Source organism: Streptomyces violascens (genome assembly GCF_014649955.1).
In the GTDB taxonomy this organism is placed as follows: domain Bacteria; phylum Actinomycetota; class Actinomycetes; order Streptomycetales; family Streptomycetaceae; genus Streptomyces; species Streptomyces violascens.
The window spans coordinates 1-16,282 of sequence record NZ_BMUA01000015.1 but is presented as its reverse complement, the minus strand read 5'-3'; the positions used below and the strand labels follow the sequence as shown (position 1 = coordinate 16,282).

At 71.9% G+C, this 16,282-nt stretch carries 14 protein-coding genes; 7 read left to right on the top strand and 7 right to left on the bottom strand.

Features of this window, described 5'->3' with window-relative positions; translation table 11 throughout:
• The first annotated feature begins 157 nt into the window (after positions 1-157).
• Together IE206_RS25980 and IE206_RS25975 are read left to right on the top strand one after the other, a co-directional pair.
• A complete protein-coding gene (locus IE206_RS25980; RefSeq protein ID WP_189966074.1) occupies positions 158-730 on the top strand; it encodes a GNAT family N-acetyltransferase in 573 nt (190 codons plus the stop codon).
• 44 nt (positions 731-774) lie between these two features.
• The gene (locus tag IE206_RS25975; protein WP_189966072.1) at positions 775-1,941 is read left to right on the top strand and encodes a winged helix-turn-helix domain-containing protein; all 1,167 of its coding nucleotides are present in this window, start codon (positions 775-777) and stop codon (positions 1,939-1,941) included.
• Here IE206_RS25975 and IE206_RS25970 read toward each other — a convergent pair.
• From IE206_RS25970 to mtnA, 7 genes are all read right to left on the bottom strand, one after another.
• The gene (locus tag IE206_RS25970; RefSeq protein ID WP_189966070.1) at positions 1,934-2,692 is read right to left on the bottom strand and encodes a response regulator; all 759 of its coding nucleotides are present in this window, start codon (positions 2,690-2,692) and stop codon (positions 1,934-1,936) included. The two genes, IE206_RS25975 and IE206_RS25970, sit on opposite strands and share 8 nt — an antisense overlap.
• Positions 2,693-2,941: 249 nt before the next feature.
• Complete coding sequence (gene hpf / locus IE206_RS25965) at positions 2,942-3,631, bottom strand: ribosome hibernation-promoting factor, HPF/YfiA family (RefSeq protein WP_373300985.1); 690 nt, start codon at positions 3,629-3,631, stop codon at positions 2,942-2,944.
• Between the two features lie 314 nt (positions 3,632-3,945).
• Complete coding sequence (locus IE206_RS25960; RefSeq protein ID WP_189966068.1) at positions 3,946-4,773, bottom strand: ComF family protein; 828 nt, start codon at positions 4,771-4,773, stop codon at positions 3,946-3,948.
• Positions 4,774-4,840: 67 nt separating this feature from the next.
• The gene (locus IE206_RS25955; RefSeq protein ID WP_373300984.1) at positions 4,841-6,748 is read right to left on the bottom strand and encodes an LpqB family beta-propeller domain-containing protein; all 1,908 of its coding nucleotides are present in this window, start codon (positions 6,746-6,748) and stop codon (positions 4,841-4,843) included.
• Positions 6,738-8,747 (bottom strand): MtrAB system histidine kinase MtrB, encoded by a 2,010-nt coding sequence (gene mtrB, locus IE206_RS25950; RefSeq protein ID WP_189966066.1) that lies wholly within the window; start codon positions 8,745-8,747, stop codon positions 6,738-6,740. The genes IE206_RS25955 and mtrB overlap by 11 nt, the downstream gene beginning before the upstream one ends.
• 1 nt (position 8,748) lies before the next feature.
• Complete coding sequence (gene mtrA, locus IE206_RS25945) at positions 8,749-9,438, bottom strand: two-component system response regulator MtrA (protein ID WP_189389435.1); 690 nt, start codon at positions 9,436-9,438, stop codon at positions 8,749-8,751.
• Positions 9,439-9,442: 4 nt separating this feature from the next.
• On the bottom strand, positions 9,443-10,591 hold the full coding sequence (mtnA, locus tag IE206_RS25940; protein WP_189966064.1) for an S-methyl-5-thioribose-1-phosphate isomerase: 1,149 nt from the start codon (positions 10,589-10,591) through the stop codon (positions 9,443-9,445).
• A 155-nt stretch (positions 10,592-10,746) separates the two neighbouring features.
• On the opposite strand from mtnA, the gene IE206_RS25935 reads away from it, so the two are divergent.
• Genes IE206_RS25935 through IE206_RS25915 form a run of 5 tightly spaced genes read left to right on the top strand, consistent with a single transcriptional unit; the run spans position 10,747 to position 16,172 of the window.
• Positions 10,747-11,991 carry a DUF7847 domain-containing protein gene (locus IE206_RS25935; RefSeq protein ID WP_189966062.1) on the top strand — a complete coding sequence of 415 codons (1,245 nt, stop codon included), beginning with the start codon at positions 10,747-10,749 and terminating at the stop codon, positions 11,989-11,991.
• A gap of 4 nt (positions 11,992-11,995) precedes the next feature.
• A complete protein-coding gene (locus IE206_RS25930; RefSeq protein ID WP_189966060.1) occupies positions 11,996-12,685 on the top strand; it encodes a DUF4129 domain-containing protein in 690 nt (229 codons plus the stop codon).
• Entirely contained in the window at positions 12,682-13,872 is a 1,191-nt protein-coding gene (locus IE206_RS25925) for a DUF4350 domain-containing protein (protein WP_189966058.1), read from the top strand. Before IE206_RS25930 ends, IE206_RS25925 begins: the two co-directional genes overlap by 4 nt.
• The gene (locus IE206_RS25920) at positions 13,869-14,852 is read left to right on the top strand and encodes an AAA family ATPase (RefSeq protein WP_189966056.1); all 984 of its coding nucleotides are present in this window, start codon (positions 13,869-13,871) and stop codon (positions 14,850-14,852) included. The genes IE206_RS25925 and IE206_RS25920 overlap by 4 nt, the downstream gene beginning before the upstream one ends.
• A gap of 9 nt (positions 14,853-14,861) precedes the next feature.
• Positions 14,862-16,172, top strand: coding sequence for a DUF58 domain-containing protein (locus IE206_RS25915; protein WP_189966054.1), 1,311 nt, complete (start codon positions 14,862-14,864; stop codon positions 16,170-16,172).
• Positions 16,173-16,282 lie beyond the last annotated feature (110 nt).

Genomic DNA, 16,282 nt, shown 5'->3' with positions numbered 1-16,282 from the left:
GTGGCTATGGGTATGGGTACAGCAACGGTCATCGTATGCGAGGACCCGGCCGCGCCGGGAGGTCTGCCGTTACGACAACGGACGGGACTGTCCGAAGGTGCCGGGCTGACGGGGAAATGAGGTGGCCCCGGCTGCCGGGCTTCCGGAGAATCGGGCGATGGAACCCGTGACACTCACCTCAAAACGGCTGCTGCTGCGCCCGCTCGGCCCCCAGGACATCGACGCCGTGTACGAGGGCGCCCAGGACCCGGCCGTCCAGCGCTGGACCACCGTCCCGTCCCCCTATACCCGCGAGGACGCCGAGGCCTTCGCCGGCAAGATCGCGCCGGAGTCCTGGACGACCGGCACGGAGTACTGCTTCGCGATCTTCCCCAAGGACGGCGGGCCGCTGCTCGCCCTCATGGGCGTGATGGCGCGCGGGACGGGCGCCGCCGAGATCGGCTTCTGGGCGGTGGCCGAGCACCGCGGCCACGGCTACACCACGGAGGCGTTGGGGCGCCTGGCCCGCTGGGCGTTCACGGAACTCGGGATCGACCGCCTGGAGTGGCGGGCCGAGGTCGGCAACACGGGCTCGCGCAAGGTGGCCGAGAAGGCCGGCTTCACCGTCGAGGGCACCCTGCGCGGCGCCATGCTCAACAAGGGCACCCGCCGCGACAGCTGGGTCGGCGCCCTGCTCCCCTCGGACCTGGGGCTGCCGGGCGCCCTTCCCTACCTGCCCGCGCAGAGCTGACCTCCGCCCGGGCGTTGTCAGTGGCGGACACTATCGTGCGGAGCATGACGAGCCTGCCGCCTCCCGCCGCCGAACTGTCCGCGGACGAGGCCCGCCGGATCGCCCTGCGCGCCCAGGGCTTCCTCGGCGCGGCCGACCGCCGGGCCGGGGTGCGCGGGGTGCTGCGCCACCTGGGCGCGGTCCAGCTCGACACCATCTCCGTGCTCGCCCGCTCGCACGAGCTCATCCCGTACGCCCGCCTCGGCGCGGTCGGCCGCAAAACCGTCGAGGACGCGTACTGGAGCGGCGGCCAATCCTTCGAGTACTGGTCGCACGCGGCCTGCATCCTGCCCGTCGAGGAGTGGCCGCACTTCGCCTTCCGCCGCCGCGCCTACCGCTCCCGGCCGCACTGGAACCACGAGCTGCCGGACGGCGCGTACGAGCAGGTGATCAAGCAGCTGCGCGCCGAAGGCCCGCTCACGGCAACGGACTTGGGCGGCGCCAAGAACAAGGGCGAGTGGTGGGACTGGTCGGCGTCCAAGGTCGCCGTCGAGCGGGCGCTGATGTACGGCGAGGTGGTCTGCACCGAGCGGCGCGGCTGGAAGCGGGTGTACGACCTCGCCGAGCGCGCCATTCCGAACGCGCTCCTGCACGACGACCTGGACGACGTCGAGTGCCTGCGCCGGCTGGTGCGGCTCGCCGGGCAGTCCCTCGGCGTGGGCACCCGGGCGGACATTGCGGACTACCACCGCCTCAAGGGCGAGCAGTTCGACGCGGTGGTCGCCGACTCGGGTCTGGTGCCGGTCACCGTGCAGGGCTGGTCCAAGCCCGCCTGGGCCGACCCCGCGGCGCTGGCCACCGAGCCGCGCGGCCGCCACCGCACCACGCTGCTTTCGCCGTTCGACTCACTGGTCTGGGAGCGCGCCCGCACCGAGCGGATCTTCGGCTTCACCCACCGCCTGGAGGCCTACGTCCCCAAGCCCAAGCGGATACACGGGTACTTCGCGATGCCGCTGCTCTCCGGCGGCAGGCTGATCGGCCGCGTCGACCCGGCGCGCGAGGGCCGCACCCTGGTCGCCAAGCAGGTCTCGCTGGACTCGCCGAAGGCCGTCCAGCCCATGGCCCAGGCCCTGCTGGAGGCTGCCGAGTGGGTGGGCTGCGACGCCGTACGCGTCGAACGGGCCGGGAGCCCGCAGGAAGCGGCGGCGCTCACCTCGGCGCTGGCTACCTGATCTCCAGGATCTTCTCGCGCATCGCGTAGACCACCGCTTCCATCCTGGAGTGCAGCTGCAGCTTCTCCAGGATGTTGCGCACGTGGTTCTTCACGGTGTTCTCGGAGATGAACAACTCCTTGGCGATGTCGCGGTTGTTCATCCCCGTGGCGACCAGCTTGAGGACCTCCAGCTCACGGTCGGTGAGCCGGGGCGCGGGCACCAGACGGCGCTCGTCGGTGCGCTGGATCATCGACTTGAACTCGGTGAGCAGCTTGGACGCCATCGACGGGCTGATCTGCGACTGGCCGTCGGCCACCGCCCGGATCGCGGTCGCGACCTCGTCGGTGGAGATCTCCTTGAGGAGATAGCCGGTCGCGCCGGCCTTGATCGCGTCGTAGAGGTCGGCCTCCTCGTCGCTGATCGTCAGCATGATGATCTTCGCGCTGGGGGCCACCTCCTTGATGGAGGTGCAGGCCTCGATGCCGCCGCGCCGGGGCATGCGCACGTCCATCAGCACGATGTCCGGCAGCAGGTCGGCTGCCTTGTCCACCGCCTCCGCGCCGTCCCCCGCCTCGCCGACGACCTGGATGTCCTCCTCGGCGGCCAGGACGATCTCCAGGCCCCGGCGGAACAGGGCGTGGTCGTCCACCACCAGGACCCGGATCGGCTCCTTGCGGGAAGCGCCCGCGTCCATGCCGGCCTCGCGGTCCCCACCGTTCGGGCTGTCGGCATGGGAACCGTCGTGCACCGGCCCGAAGCTGTCCGCCATCGTTCCTCCCCCTGAAGGCCGTGGCCCGAGTTGGTGTGCGGCACCAACCACGCTCCAGGGAGCTGCGGTTGGCGTGCGACGCCATGATTTCATGCCCGGCCGACAGAAGGGTGATCCAGTGGTCGCACGGTGGTGCCCCCGGGGGCGCACAAAGGCTCCAGGGGCACCTACACCCATGGGTACGGCGCGCCGTCCGCGGACGTTCAACGCGCCGGCCAGCAGGTTCTCCGTGGTCCTTCCCGGCCGGGGTCAGCCGCCCAGCGCACCGCCCGCGCCGCTCGCGTCCTCACCGGCGAGCGGGTCGGTCTCCAGGTGGATGACGCCGTAGTCGTAGGCGTGCCGCCGGTAGACGACACTGGGGTTCTTCGTCTCCGAGTCGACGAAGAGGTAGAAGTCGTGCCCGACCAGCTCCATCTCGTAGAGCGCCTGGTCGAGCGTCATCGGGGCTGCGACATGGTTCTTCTCGCGGACCACCAGCGGTCCTTCGCCCTGTACTTCGAGCGAGCCGATCCTGGTGGTGGGAATGCGGTCTTCCTCCGAAGCGTCCACAGGCTTGCCGTTTCCGTTCAACTCCGCCACACCCGGTACGACATCCACGACCTCCGCGGCCGAGAGCCGGCCGTTGCCCCGGCGCGTGTAGCGCTTGTCGTGCTGCTTGCGCAGCCGCGCCTCAAGCTTGCCGGTCGCCAGGTCGAGCGCCGCGTACGGGTCTGCTGCCGCCGCTTCCGCACGGATCACCGGGCCGCGCGAGTGGAGGGTGATCTCCACCCGGTCCGAACGGTCCGCCTGCCGCGGGTTGTGTTCCTTGGACACCTCGACGTCGAGGCTGATTACCTTGCCGTCGAGCTTCTGGATCTTCTCCAGCTTCAGCTTCTCGGCCACGTGCTTGCGGAACCGCTCGGGCACCTCGGTCTTGCGGCCCTTGACGACGATGTCCACGCAGAACTCCGTTCCCGGATCACTCCGCCTCAGTGCGGAGCTGCTCCCTTTTGCACCAGACCCCGGTGAGTGCCGGGGCGTCGGACTCGGTGACGTATCACCTCCTCCTCCCCCGTCGAGAAGATCCCCACCCCACGAACCCGGGGGTAAGTGACAACGCGCCGAAGTTCAGCCGTGCATCAAGTGAACGGTCTTTCGCCATTCCTCACAACCGAACATAGCTCCATCGGCCCGAAGTCGGCACCCGCTACTCGCACGTACCTCCACTCAGGTGCTTCTGCCCTCTCACTACCTGCAACGATGCACGTTCGCGGTCAGTTCCGGTTTATTGCGAACGTTTCCGGAGTGGCCGCGACAACCGCGGCCACCGGGTGCGGAACACCGGCGTTCCGCACCGCTGCCCCGCCTCCCGGCCACTGATGCGAAGCCGCCGAACGGGTAAATCCTGCATTTCCCTGTCCGGGGTATCGGTCTCCGCGCAGAGGACCGTTGCCGGGTTCGCCTACCCCCGCCGCCCGCACCGCACGCGCCGCATCCACCAGCGATGCGCCCGTGGTCATCAGATCGTCCACCAGGACCACCCGGCCGCCCTCCAGGAGCCGCGCACCACCACCTGCCACCACCAGGGCCCCGGACAGATTCGCGAGCCGCTGCGGGGCGCTCAGGCCCGCCTGGTCGGCCACCGTACGGCGCTGGCGCAGGACCGCGGCCACCCGGGCGTCCGTCCCCGTCCGGCGCAGCTCCCCGGCCGCGGCCAGCGCGATGCGCCGGGTCGCGTCGTGCCCGCGGGCCCGCACCGCACGCCGCGAGGACGGCACCGGGACAAGCAGCAACGGCCCCTGGCCGCACGGCCCCGCGGCCGCCCGCGCCGCGCCCGCCAGGGCCTGCCCGAGCGCCGCGGCCATACCGAGCGCGCCCCGCTCCTTGTGCCCGAGCAGCACCGCGCGCACCGCGTCCTCGTAGGGCGCGGCGGCGTACACCGCGGGCAGCCCGGCGGGCTCCGGTGCCGGGCGGACCCGGCATGCGGGCGCCCCCAGCAGCGCCGCCCGGCACCCCTCGCACAGCGCCGTACACGGCCTGCCGCAGCCGCCGCAGGCGGTCGGCAGCACAAGGCCGGAGAACTCCCGCCACCACCCCCGCATGGCTCCACTGTGCCAATCGGAGCGGGGCCCGGCCACCCCTGTGGACAACCTGTCCACAGCCCGGCGGCTACCCCGGATACGCGGGCGCCGAGCCCTTCTTGACGGCCGTCTTCCAGTTCGCCCCGGGCGGCAGCCGGACGATGCCGTCCTCCTGCGAGTGCGCCACGAGGGGCATCCGGTCGTCATCGGTGGCCGCGATGTCCGTGAGCTTGTTGACGCTCGGCAGGGTGCCGGCCGCCGAGGTCGACCCGTCCGTCTGCACATAGCGCAGCTGCTGGGAGACCCCGCCGATCTCCTTGCCGACCACGACCAGACGGCTGCGCCCGGCCCAGGACACGGCGGTCACGTCCTCCATCTGCGGGGCCCCGGGGCGCAGTTCGCGCACCGAGACCACCTTCTTGTCGCCGTCTTCGGTCCGCTCGACCCGCCCGATGCGCAGCGTCGTGTGCCCGCCCTCGGAGACGAGCAGAGCGATGCGCACGCCGTCCGCCGACATGCGCACCTGCTGGATCTGCGCGCCGTTGAGTCCCGTCACGTCGACCGCCTCGGGCTCGCCCGTGCCCTGCGCGAGGCGCAGCAGCCGCGGCTTGGCCGGGTTGCGGTCGGCCACCCACAGGTCGCCGCGCCCGTCCCAGCTCGGCGCCGACAGGCCGCCGTTCTTGGCATCCCTGTCGTCGCTGGTCACCGACGTGTGCACCAGCTCGCCGCCGACCGCGAGCCGAGCCACGAGCAGGGCCTTGCCGTCCGCCGAGACCCCGGCAGCGCGCTTCTCGTCCCGCGAGACGGCGACCGTACGCACCTGCTGCTCGCCCTTGCCGAACGGGCCCTGCACCGGCTCGGTCACCACCGAGGCGTCCGAACCGTCGGAACTGTCCGTGCCGCCGCCCGAGCCGTCCGAACCGCTCGTGTCGGCCCTCATCCGCTCCACATGGCCCGTGGTGTCCACGAAGTACTGCCCCGGGGTCGTCGACATGCGCTCCGGCGCGTACGTCTCGGCCTGGTTGCCGCTGAGCACGCACATCTGGGAGCCGTTGGCCCGGTCGAGCTCCACCTGGCCGATCCGAGTGGTCGTCAGATCCCGCAGGGTGAACAGGAGCTGGGCCGCCATCCGCTTGCACTGCTGATCCTCGGCGTGGGAGGCCCGCTCGTTCAGCGGGACCTTCAGCGCATTGCGGTCGTCCAGGGCGAGCGACTTGGTGTCGCTCTTCAGTGCCGTTCCCGACGGAAACTTCGAAGCGACCACCGGTTTCAGCCAGTTGGTCGGGCCGTCCAGGACCGACTGCACCGTCTGCGTGATCAGGTTCATCTGCGTCTCGGGATCGGTGCGCTGGCGCACGTACACCGGGTCGGCGACCAGCTGGTTCTGACCCGCCGCGAAGTAGTACTTGTTGACCGAGCGGTAGATGCGCTGGAAGTCGGACTGCCCGAGCAGCAGCCCCTCCGGCAGCGCGTCGATGCGCCACTCCTTGCCCGTCCCGTCCGGACCGCTCTGCCGCACCAGGTGAATGGTCTGGCTGTAGGTGTCCTGCGGCTTGGCGGGCTGGTAGGCGCGCTGCTTGTCGACGACGGCGACGGGCTTGCCCGACACCGTGAAGGTGAAGCCGCTCGAATCCGCGCCCCGGTCTCCGGACCGGTTCGGCTGCGGGTCGGGACCGTCGGCGAGGACGGTGACCTGATTCGCCTGCCAGTCCTTCGCGGCCTTCACGGTCAGATACTGGCGGGCCATCGCGAACTGGGGATCGTCGCTGGTCATGGCCTCGAGGAAGCCCGAGACGATCTCGTTGGGCTGGGCGCCGGGCCGCGGCGGCACCGCGTACACCTGCACCTGCGAATCGGCTCGCTGGGACGCCGATACCGAGTGCACGTCACCACTGCTCGGCATGGACGCACAGCCCGACACCAGCAGCGAGCCGCAGCCCAGCACGACCACCGCCCGGGGCAGCGTGCCGCGGGCCCTCCCCCGGTCAGCGCCCACGGGCCGATCCCTCCTGGTCAGTCATGTCGGTGAGCCGCTCGGGACTCGCCGTGCCTTCCCCGCGCTCGGCTGCGGCCCGCGTGCCCGGTTCCGCGTCGGCCAGCCGGGCCACCACGCGGCCCCCGCCGCCTGCGCCGCCTGCGGGCAGCCCCGCCGGACTGGCCGCCGGACCCGAGGTGCGCGGGCGCACCGGCGCCGCGGGCGGCACGGGCAGCGCGGAACGGTCCAGGCGCGGTGTCGGTACGGAGGAGAGCCGGTTGCCCTGCGCCTGCGCGGCCCCCGCCTCGGCCTTGGCCCGCTCACGGGCGGCCCGTGAGTCCTCCGGCTCCAGCGGTATCGGCGATCCGCGCAGCGGCTCGTCGGCGGTACGCGGCAGGGTCAGGCGGAACTGGGAACCGCCGCCCGGCTCGCCCCAGGCCTGCAGCCAGCCGCCGTGCAGCCGCGCGTCCTCGACGGCGATCGACAGGCCGAGCCCGGTACCACCGGTGGTGCGGGCGCGCGCCGGGTCGGCCCGCCAGAACCGGTTGAACACCCGCGTCGCCTCGCCGGGCTTGAGCCCGACGCCGTAGTCCCGCACCGCGACGGCCACGGCCCCGCCGGCCGCCGCGAGGCGCACCACAACGTCCCGCCCCTCGCCGTGCTCGACGGCGTTGACGACCAGGTTGCGCAGCACCCGCTCGACCCGGCGGGCATCGGCCTCGGCGACCACGGGCTGTTCGTCACCGGCCACCCGTATCCGGGTGCCCTTGCGCTCGGCCAGCGGCTCGGCGCCCTCGATCACCCGGCGCACGACCTCGCGCAGATCTATCGGCTCGGCTTCGAGCGCCGCCGCACCCGCGTCGAACCGGCTGATCTCCAGGAGGTCGGCGAGCAGCGACTCGAACCGGTCCAGCTGCCCGGCGAGCAGCTCGGCCGAACGCGCCGTCACCGGGTCGAAGTCGACCCGCGCCTCATGGATGACATCGGCCGCCATCCGTACGGTCGTCAGGGGTGTGCGCAGTTCGTGCGAGACGTCGGACACGAACCGCCGCTGCATCCGTGACAGCTCCTCCAGCTGGTTGATCTTGCCCTGGAGATTCTGCGCCATCTTGTTGAAGGCCTCGCCGAGCCGGGCGATGTCGTCCTCGCCGGTGACCTTCATGCGCTCTCTGAGGACGCCGGTGGAGAGCCGTTCGGCGACTCCGGCCGCCATCCGCACCGGCGTGACCACCTGCCGCACCACGAGCCAGGCGATCGCCCCGAGCAGCACCACGACGAAGAGCCCGGCCGTCGCAAGGGTCGTCTTGACCAGGGTGAGCGACCTCTCCTCCTGCACCAGCGGGAAGAGGTAGTAGAGCTGGTAGGACTGCCCGTCGACGTCCTTGAGCCGGGTGCCCACCACGAGCCCCGGCTCGGCTTCCTGGCCGTCGGTGAACTTGATCGAGGTGTAGGTCTTGAACGCGCCGACGCCCTCGTCGACGCTGTCGCGCAGGCTCTGCGGAACGCTCGCGCGGGGGTCCACGAAGCCGGAGGCGCGCGGCCCGCGGTTGCTGGACGCCGAGTCGGAGTCCGACGAGGCCGAGCCCAGGGCGACGACGTAGAACGCACCCTGGCCGCTGCTCGCGAGCTGGGTCACCAGGTCGTTGCGCCAGCTCACCGAGGAGCCGGAGCCGCGGCCCGAGGTGGAGTCGTCACCGGACGAGACGGGCGTGCCCGCCTTGTCCTTCGCGACCGCGAAACCGCCGGCGGACTGGCTCACGGCCGCCTTCTCCTTGGTTTCGAGCAGGCCGTTGCGCACCGCCCCGATGACCACGAAGCCGAGCAGCACGACCACGCCCAGCGACATCAGCAGGGTGGCCGCGACCACCCGCAGCTGGATGTTGCGCCGCCACAGCCGCGCGGCGGGCAGCAGCGGGCGCCGCAGCCAGCGCACGACGAGGCGCAACACCGGACCGCCGGGCGCTCCGTCCTGGAGCAGCCGGCCGCCCCAGGACGTCTTGCGCCCAGCTTCTTGGGTCATCTCAGCTCGGTCCTGCCTTGTAACCGACCCCACGGACGGTCACCACGATCTCCGGCCGCTCGGGGTCCTTCTCGACCTTCGAGCGCAGCCGCTGGACATGGACGTTGACCAGGCGGGTGTCCGCCGCGTGGCGGTAGCCCCAGACCTGTTCGAGGAGTACTTCTCGAGTGAACACCTGCCACGGCTTGCGGGCGAGCGCGACCAGCAGGTCGAACTCCAGTGGGGTCAGCGCGATCGACTGCCCGTCCCGCTTCACCGAGTGCCCCGCCACGTCGATGACCAGATCGCCGATGGCGAGCTGCTCCGGCGCAGGCTCCTCGGACCTGCGCAGCCTGGCCCGGATCCGGGCGACCAGCTCCTTCGGCTTGAACGGCTTCACGATGTAGTCGTCGGCCCCGGACTCCAGGCCGACCACCACGTCCACGGTGTCGCTCTTTGCGGTGAGCATGACGATCGGCACACCCGACTCGGCCCTGATCAGCCTGCAGACCTCGATGCCGTCCCGTCCGGGCAGCATGAGATCGAGCAGCACCAGGTCGGGCTTGGCGTCACGGAATGCCGCCAGTGCCTTGTCGCCATCCGCTACGAACGACGGCTCAAAACCTTCTCCACGCAACACAATGCCGAGCATCTCGGCCAGTGCGGTGTCGTCGTCGACGACAAGGACGCGTCCCTTCATAAACGTCATCATCCCATTAGCTAATCGTTACCTGGCGTGACCTGGCACACAGCTCCCTCAGCCCGCCCCCTGTCACCGGGGAGAGCACCCCTTCCTCCGTGACGATCGCCGTGACCAGTTCCGGCGGCGTCACATCGAAGGCGGGGTTGTACGCCTGCGTCCCAAGAGGTGCCACCGGCTGTCCGGAACCCGACCCCCAGCCGCCCCCCGGGACCTGCGGCGCAGTGAACTCTGTCACCTCCTGGCCGGGCCGCTGCTCCACCTCGATCGAAGCTCCGTCGGGAGTCTCCAGATCCAGCGTGGTGACCGGCGCGACCACGACGAACGGCACGTGGTGGTACTTGGCGAGCACGGCGAGCGGATAGCTCCCCACCTTGTTCGCCACCGAGCCGTCGGCCGCGATGCGGTCGGCACCGATGAGCACGGCGTCCACCTCACCGGCCGCGAACAGCGAGCCGGCCGCATTGTCGCTCAGCAGGCTGTACGCCATTCCACTGCCCGCCGCCTCGTACGCCGTCAGCCGCGCCCCCTGCAGCAGCGGCCGCGTCTCGTCCACCCACAGCCGCCGCAGCCGGCCCGCCCGGTGCGCGGCCAGCGCGACCGCGAAGGCGGTGCCCTCGCCGCCCGAGACCAGGCGGCCGGTGTTGCAGTGGGTGAGGATGCGGTGGCTGCCGCCGGGCAGCAGCTCGTCGAGCAGCGCGAGCCCGTGCCGGGCCATCCGCGCGCTGGCCTCGGCGTCGGCCCGGTGCAGCTCCTTGGCCGCGGCCAGCGCCACCGCCCCGGCCTCCGCCCGGCTCACGCCCTTCTCGACGGCCGCGCGGTACGCCCCGGCCGCCAGCCGCACCCCGTACCCGAGGTTGACCGCGGTGGGCCGCGCACCCGCGAGCAGCGCCGCCGCCTCGTCCACGTCGTAGCCGCGTGCCGCGGCGAGCGCCACCCCGTAGGCCCCGGCGAGGCCGAGCAGCGGAGCCCCGCGTACCGCCAGCGTCTGGATGGCGAGCACCAGCCCCGGCACATCCGTGCAGACGAGTTCCACCTCCTCGGCCGGCAGCCGTGTCTGGTCCAGGAGGACCAGCACCGGGCCCTCCGGCGGCTCGTCCCAGCGCAGCGAGGGAATCCCCGAAGGGCCGGGGCCCATGGTGGTTCGCACGTCCTGATCAGCCATCCGCCCAGTCTGCCCCGTGAGCCACCGACAATTGAAGGTGCGAACGAGATACGGGGGCAGGTCCGCGGCCAGGATCCACGTGGCACGATGGCAGCCAACCCGAAGGAGCCGGCACGCGCAGCCGGTCCCGCGACCAATCCACGAGGTGGACGACCGTGAACGACTCTCCGGGCTGGGCCTCGCCCGGATCGGCCCCCTCCGACGGCGAAAACTCCGGCACACCCCCGACGCCCGAGCCCTCCGACCGGGCCCGTGCCTCCTCGAAGTGGTCGCAGGACCAGCCACCGGCCGCCCAGTGGTCCCCGCCGGGCGCCGGCCCGACACCGCCTGCGCCGCAGCCCGGCCGGGGCGGCCCGCAGCATGGTCCAGGCGGCTGGGGCCAGGTCCCGGGGCAGCCTCCGGGCGGCAACTGGAACCAGAACTACGGCCGTCCGCCCGCCGCCAAGCCAGGCGTCATCCCGCTGCGCCCGCTGGGCGTCGGCGAGATCCTCGACGGCGCCGTCTCCACCACGCGCGCCCACTGGCGCACGGTCCTCGGCCTGACGCTGGCCGTCGCGGTGATCTCCCAGATCGCGCAGATCCTCGCCGTCCGGTTCATCCTGCCGCCCCCGGCCTCGATCGATCCGAACGCGACCGGCACCGAGGCCGTCAACCAGGCCTTCGACGCCCTGCAGTCCAGCCTGCTCGACTTCACGCCGTCCCTGATCATCGGTCAGTTCGCCACGCTGTTCACGACGGCCGTCCTCACCATCGTCGTCAGCCGTTCCGTGCTCGGCCGCCCGGTGAGCCTCGGCGATGCCTGGACCGAGGCCCGCCCACGTCTGCTGAGCCTGTTCGGCCTGCTGACCCTCCTGTTCGGCATGTTCTGCGCGATCTTCGCCGTCGGCATCCTTCCCGGCGTGCTCCTCGGGGGAGGCGGCGGCGCCGCGCTTGTCGTGCTCGGCGGTCTCGCCGCGTCCGTGGTCACCCTGTGGCTGTACGTCCGGTTCAGCCTCGCCTCCCCGGCGCTGATGCTGGAACGGCAGAGCATCGTCCAGTCCATGCGCCGCTCCGCCAAGCTGGTCAACGGCTCCTGGTGGCGCATCTTCGGCATCAGCCTGCTGACGTCGATCCTGATGGCCATCGTCTCGATGATCATCATGATCCCGTTCGCCGCGATCGCGATGGCCGTGGACAGCAGCGACTTCCACGGCATCCTGAGCGGCACCACCCCGGAGTTCGGCTGGTCCTACCTGATCATCTCGGGGATCGGGGCCGTGATCGGCTCGGCGATCACCTACCCCATCGCCGCCGGAGTCAGCGTGCTGCTCTACATCGACCAGCGCATCCGCCGCGAGGCCCTCGACCTCGAACTCGCCCGCGCCGCAGGCGTTCCCGGCTACCAGACACCCGGGAGCTGATGCAGTGTCAGGAGCGGGGGGCTTCATCACGGCACGACTGCAGAGCGGCGCATCCGGCACACCTCCGGTGGACATCGGGCGCGACGCCGCCCGCGAGGCGGCACGGCGCGAACTGTCCGACCCGGCGTACCACCAGAACGACCCGAGCCTCCTCCAGCGCGCCCTCGACGCATTCTGGGACTGGGTCGGCTCGCTCTTCGACTCGGCATCGGGAGCCACCCCCGGCGGCCCGCTCGGCCTGGTCGTGATCGCGGTCGCCGTCCTCGCCCTGATCGCCGCGCTGTGGTGGCGGCTCGGCACCCCGCAGCGGACCGTCACCCCGGGCGGCACGGTCTTCGACGACCGCCCGCGCAGCGCCGCCGAACACCGCACCGCGGCCGAGACGCACGCCGCCGCCCGCCGCTGGAACGAAGCCGTCCAGGAACGGATGCGCGCCATCGTCCGCTCGCTGGAAGAACGCGCCCTCCTCGACCCCCGCCCCGGCCGCACCGCCGACGAGGCCGCCGCCGAAGCGGGCCGCCCCCTGCCCGGCCACGCGGACCGACTGCGCGCCGCCGCCCGGTCGTTCGACGACGTCACATACGGCGGCCGCACCGCCGACGAAGCAGCGTACGGACGCCTGCGCGACCTCGACCGCGACCTCGAACGCACGAGGCCCGCGTTGAGCGACGCGGTCAGCGGAGGGGCCGAATGACCACCCCCATAGCCGCCCCGACCTCCACCTCGGCCACGGCCCACCGGCTGTGGGCCCGTACCCGGGGTCTGCTGCTCGCCCTCGCCGTCCTGGCCGCGGCCGGCATCGCACTCGCCGCGCTGCATTCCAACTCCCAGCACGGCAGCCTCGACCCGCGCTCCGCCGACCGGTACGGCAGCCGAGCCGTCGCCCAACTCCTCAAGGCCCAGGGAGTCTCCACCCGCGTGGTGACCACCCTCGACGAGGCGACAGTGGCCACCGGCCCCGACACCACGCTCCTGATCACGGTCCCCGACCTCCTGACCGGGGCTCAGCAACGCCAACTCCGCGCCGCCACTATCGACTCCGGCGGCCGTACGGTCCTCATCGCCCCCGGGTCGCCCTCCCTGGGCATCCTCGCCCCCGGAGTACGCGCCGAGAGCCCCGTCTCCGTCAAGCCCCGCGACCCCGACTGCGCCCAGCCCGCCGCGACGCGAGCGGGCCGCGCCGACACCGGCGGCATCCGCTACGCGGCCCCCGACGAGAGCAGCGACGGCTGCTACCCGGCCGACGGCCTGCCCACCCTGCTCCGCACCGCACCCCGGGGCCAGGGCCAGGGCGACACCGTCCTGCTCGGCGCCCCCGACATCCTCCTCAACCACCGCCTCGACAAGGAGGGCAACGCCTCCCTCGCCCTGCAACTGCTCGGCACTCGCCCCCATGTGGTCTGGTACCTCCCCTCGCTGGGTGACGTGTCGGCCACCGACGGCGGCCAACGCTCCTTCTTCGACCTGATCCCTTCCGGATGGCGCTGGGCCGCCCTTCAACTCGCCCTCGCCGCCGTGCTCGCCGCCATCTGGCGGGCTCGCCGGCTCGGCCCCCTCGTCACCGAGCAACTCCCGGTCGCCATCCGCGCGTCCGAGGCGACCGAGGGCCGCGCCCGCCTCTACCGCAAGGCCAACGCCCGCGACCGCGCGGCCGCGACCCTCCGTTCGGCCGCCCGCAGCCGCCTGGCCCCCCTCGTCGGCGTGACCGCCTCGGCGGCACACTCCCCCGAGGTCCTCGTCCCGGCCGTCTCCGCCCGGCTCCCCGCGGCCGGCCGTGACCCCCTTTCCCTGCTCTTCGGCCCGACACCCGCCGACGACGCCGCACTGGTCCGCCTCGCGGACGAACTGGACGCCCTCGAAAGAGAGGTACGCACTTCATGAGCGACCGCACCCCGGAGACCGCAGCGAACCCGGACAGCGCCCGCGCTTCCCTGGAAGCCCTGCGCGCCGAGATCGCCAAGGCCGTGGTCGGCCAGGACTCCGCCGTCACCGGCCTCGTCGTCGCCCTCCTGTGCCGCGGCCATGTGCTGCTCGAAGGTGTACCGGGCGTCGCCAAGACCCTCCTGGTGCGTGCGCTGGCAGCCTCCCTCGAACTCGACACCAAGCGCGTCCAGTTCACCCCCGATCTGATGCCGAGCGACGTCACCGGCTCCCTCATCTACGACGCCCGTACCGCGGAGTTCTCCTTCCAGCCCGGTCCGGTCTTCACCAACCTGCTGCTCGCGGACGAGATCAACCGGACCCCGCCCAAGACCCAGTCGTCCCTCCTCGAAGCCATGGAGGAGCGTCAGGTCACGGTCGACGGGAGCCCGCGCCTCCTGCCCGACCCGTTCCTGGTGGCCGCCACCCAGAACCCGGTCGAGTACGAGGGCACGTACCCCCTGCCCGAGGCCCAACTGGACCGATTCCTGCTGAAGTTGACGGTCCCGCTGCCATCCCGCCAGGACGAGATAGACGTGCTGGCCCGCCACGCGAACGGCTTCAACCCCCGCGACCTCAAGGCAGCAGGCGTACGCCCGGTGGCCGGCCCCGCCGACCTCGAAGCCGCCCGAGCCGCCGTCGCCAAGACCTCGGTCTCGGCCGAGATCACCGGCTATGTCGTCGATATCTGTCGTGCCACGCGCGAATCCCCCTCGCTCAGCCTCGGGGTCTCCCCCCGCGGCGCCACCGCCCTGCTCTCCACGGCCCGGGCCTGGGCCTGGCTCACCGGCCGGGACTACGTCATCCCGGACGATGTGAAAGCCCTGGCACTCCCCACACTTCGCCACCGCATCCAACTGCGCCCCGAAGCCGAGATGGAGGGCGTCACCGCCGACTCCGTCATCACCTCGGTCCTCGCCCACGTCCCCGTGCCCCGCTGAGGCGCCCCCATGGCCCTCACCGGACGCTCCGCACTCCTTGCCGCCCTCGGCTCCATCCCGGTCGGTGTCTTCGCCCCGGGCTGGACCGGCATGCTGGCGGTCAACGCTCCCCTTGCACTCGCAATTCTGTGCGACTACGCCTGCGCAGCGCCAGTGCAGAAGCTCCAGTTCACTCGAAGCGGTGATACGTCAGTTCGACTGGGTGACGCGGCCGAGGTCGGCCTCACCGTCACCAACCCGTCCAGCCGCCGCCTCCGCGCCCAGCTCAGGGATGCCTGGCCGCCCAGCAGTTGGCCTTCCGGCACCGAACAGGCAGCATCCCGGCATCCGTTGACGATCCCGGCCGGCGAACGAAGCCGCCTGTCCACGACCCTGCGGCCGACCCGCCGCGGCGACCGCCACGCGGACCGCGTCACGATCCGCTCGTACGGCCCGCTCGGCCTGGCCGCCCGCCAGGGCAGCCACCGCGTCCCCTGGACGGTCCGCGTCCTGCCACCCTTCACAAGCCGCAAGCACCTGCCGTCCCGCCTTGCCCGGCTCCGCGAACTCGACGGCCGCACCAGCGTGTTGACCCGCGGCGAGGGCACCGAATTCGACAGCCTCCGCGAGTACGTCCCCGGCGACGACACCCGCTCCATCGACTGGCGCGCGACCGCCCGTCAGGGAAACGTCGCCGTACGCACCTGGCGCCCGGAGCGCGACCGCCACGTACTGGTCGTCCTCGACACGGGCCGCACATCGGCCGGCCGCGTCGGCGACATACCCCGGCTGGATGCCGCCATGGACGCCGGGCTGCTGCTCGCCACTCTCGCTTCACGAGCCGGCGACCGAGTCGACCTCCTCGCCTACGACCGTCGGGTACGCGCCCAGGTACTGGGCCGAGCCGCGGGCGAGCTCCTGCCTGCGCTGGTCAACGCGATGGCCCCGCTCGAACCGTCCCTCGTGGAGACCGACGCCCGCGGCCTCGTCGCAGCAGCCCTGACCCACGCGCCCCGCCGCTCTCTGATCGTCCTGCTGACCAGCCTGGACACGGCGGCAGCGGAGGAGGGCCTGCTCCCCGCACTCCCACAGCTCACCCAGCGGCACACGGTGCTGGTGGCATCGGTGGCCGACCCTCACATCCAGCAGATGGCAGCCGCACGAGGCGACGTCGAGTCGGTCTACGAGGCGGCCGCCGCCACCCAGACCCAGCATCAGCGCCGCCGCACGGCCGACAAACTGATGCGCCACGGCGTCACAGTCGTCGACGCCACCCCGGACGAGCTGGCCCCCGCCTTGGCCGACGCATACCTCGACCTGAAGGCGACGGGCCGCCTGTAAGGAAGGGGCGGAGAAAGGGAGGGGCGGTAGAAAGGAGCCTTCTTCCAACCCTCCCTGAAACGCGAAAAAGCCCCGCACCGTGATCCGTTGATACGGACCTGGTGCGGGGC

What these genes read in the sequence shown, in the direction of transcription:
- IE206_RS25980 (WP_189966074.1), top strand. Translation starts at nt 158, where the DNA reads ATGGAACCCGTGACACTCACCTCAAAACGGCTGCTGCTGCGCCCGCTC.
- IE206_RS25975 (WP_189966072.1), top strand. Translation starts at nt 775, where the DNA reads ATGACGAGCCTGCCGCCTCCCGCCGCCGAACTGTCCGCGGACGAGGCC.
- IE206_RS25970 (WP_189966070.1), bottom strand. Translation starts at nt 2,692, where the DNA reads ATGGCGGACAGCTTCGGGCCGGTGCACGACGGTTCCCATGCCGACAGC.
- IE206_RS25960 (WP_189966068.1), bottom strand. Translation starts at nt 4,773, where the DNA reads ATGCGGGGGTGGTGGCGGGAGTTCTCCGGCCTTGTGCTGCCGACCGCC.
- mtrB (WP_189966066.1), bottom strand. Translation starts at nt 8,747, where the DNA reads ATGACCCAAGAAGCTGGGCGCAAGACGTCCTGGGGCGGCCGGCTGCTC.
- mtrA (WP_189389435.1), bottom strand. Translation starts at nt 9,438, where the DNA reads ATGATGACGTTTATGAAGGGACGCGTCCTTGTCGTCGACGACGACACC.
- mtnA (WP_189966064.1), bottom strand. Translation starts at nt 10,591, where the DNA reads ATGGCTGATCAGGACGTGCGAACCACCATGGGCCCCGGCCCTTCGGGG.
- IE206_RS25925 (WP_189966058.1), top strand. Translation starts at nt 12,682, where the DNA reads ATGACCACCCCCATAGCCGCCCCGACCTCCACCTCGGCCACGGCCCAC.
- IE206_RS25920 (WP_189966056.1), top strand. Translation starts at nt 13,869, where the DNA reads ATGAGCGACCGCACCCCGGAGACCGCAGCGAACCCGGACAGCGCCCGC.
- IE206_RS25915 (WP_189966054.1), top strand. Translation starts at nt 14,862, where the DNA reads ATGGCCCTCACCGGACGCTCCGCACTCCTTGCCGCCCTCGGCTCCATC.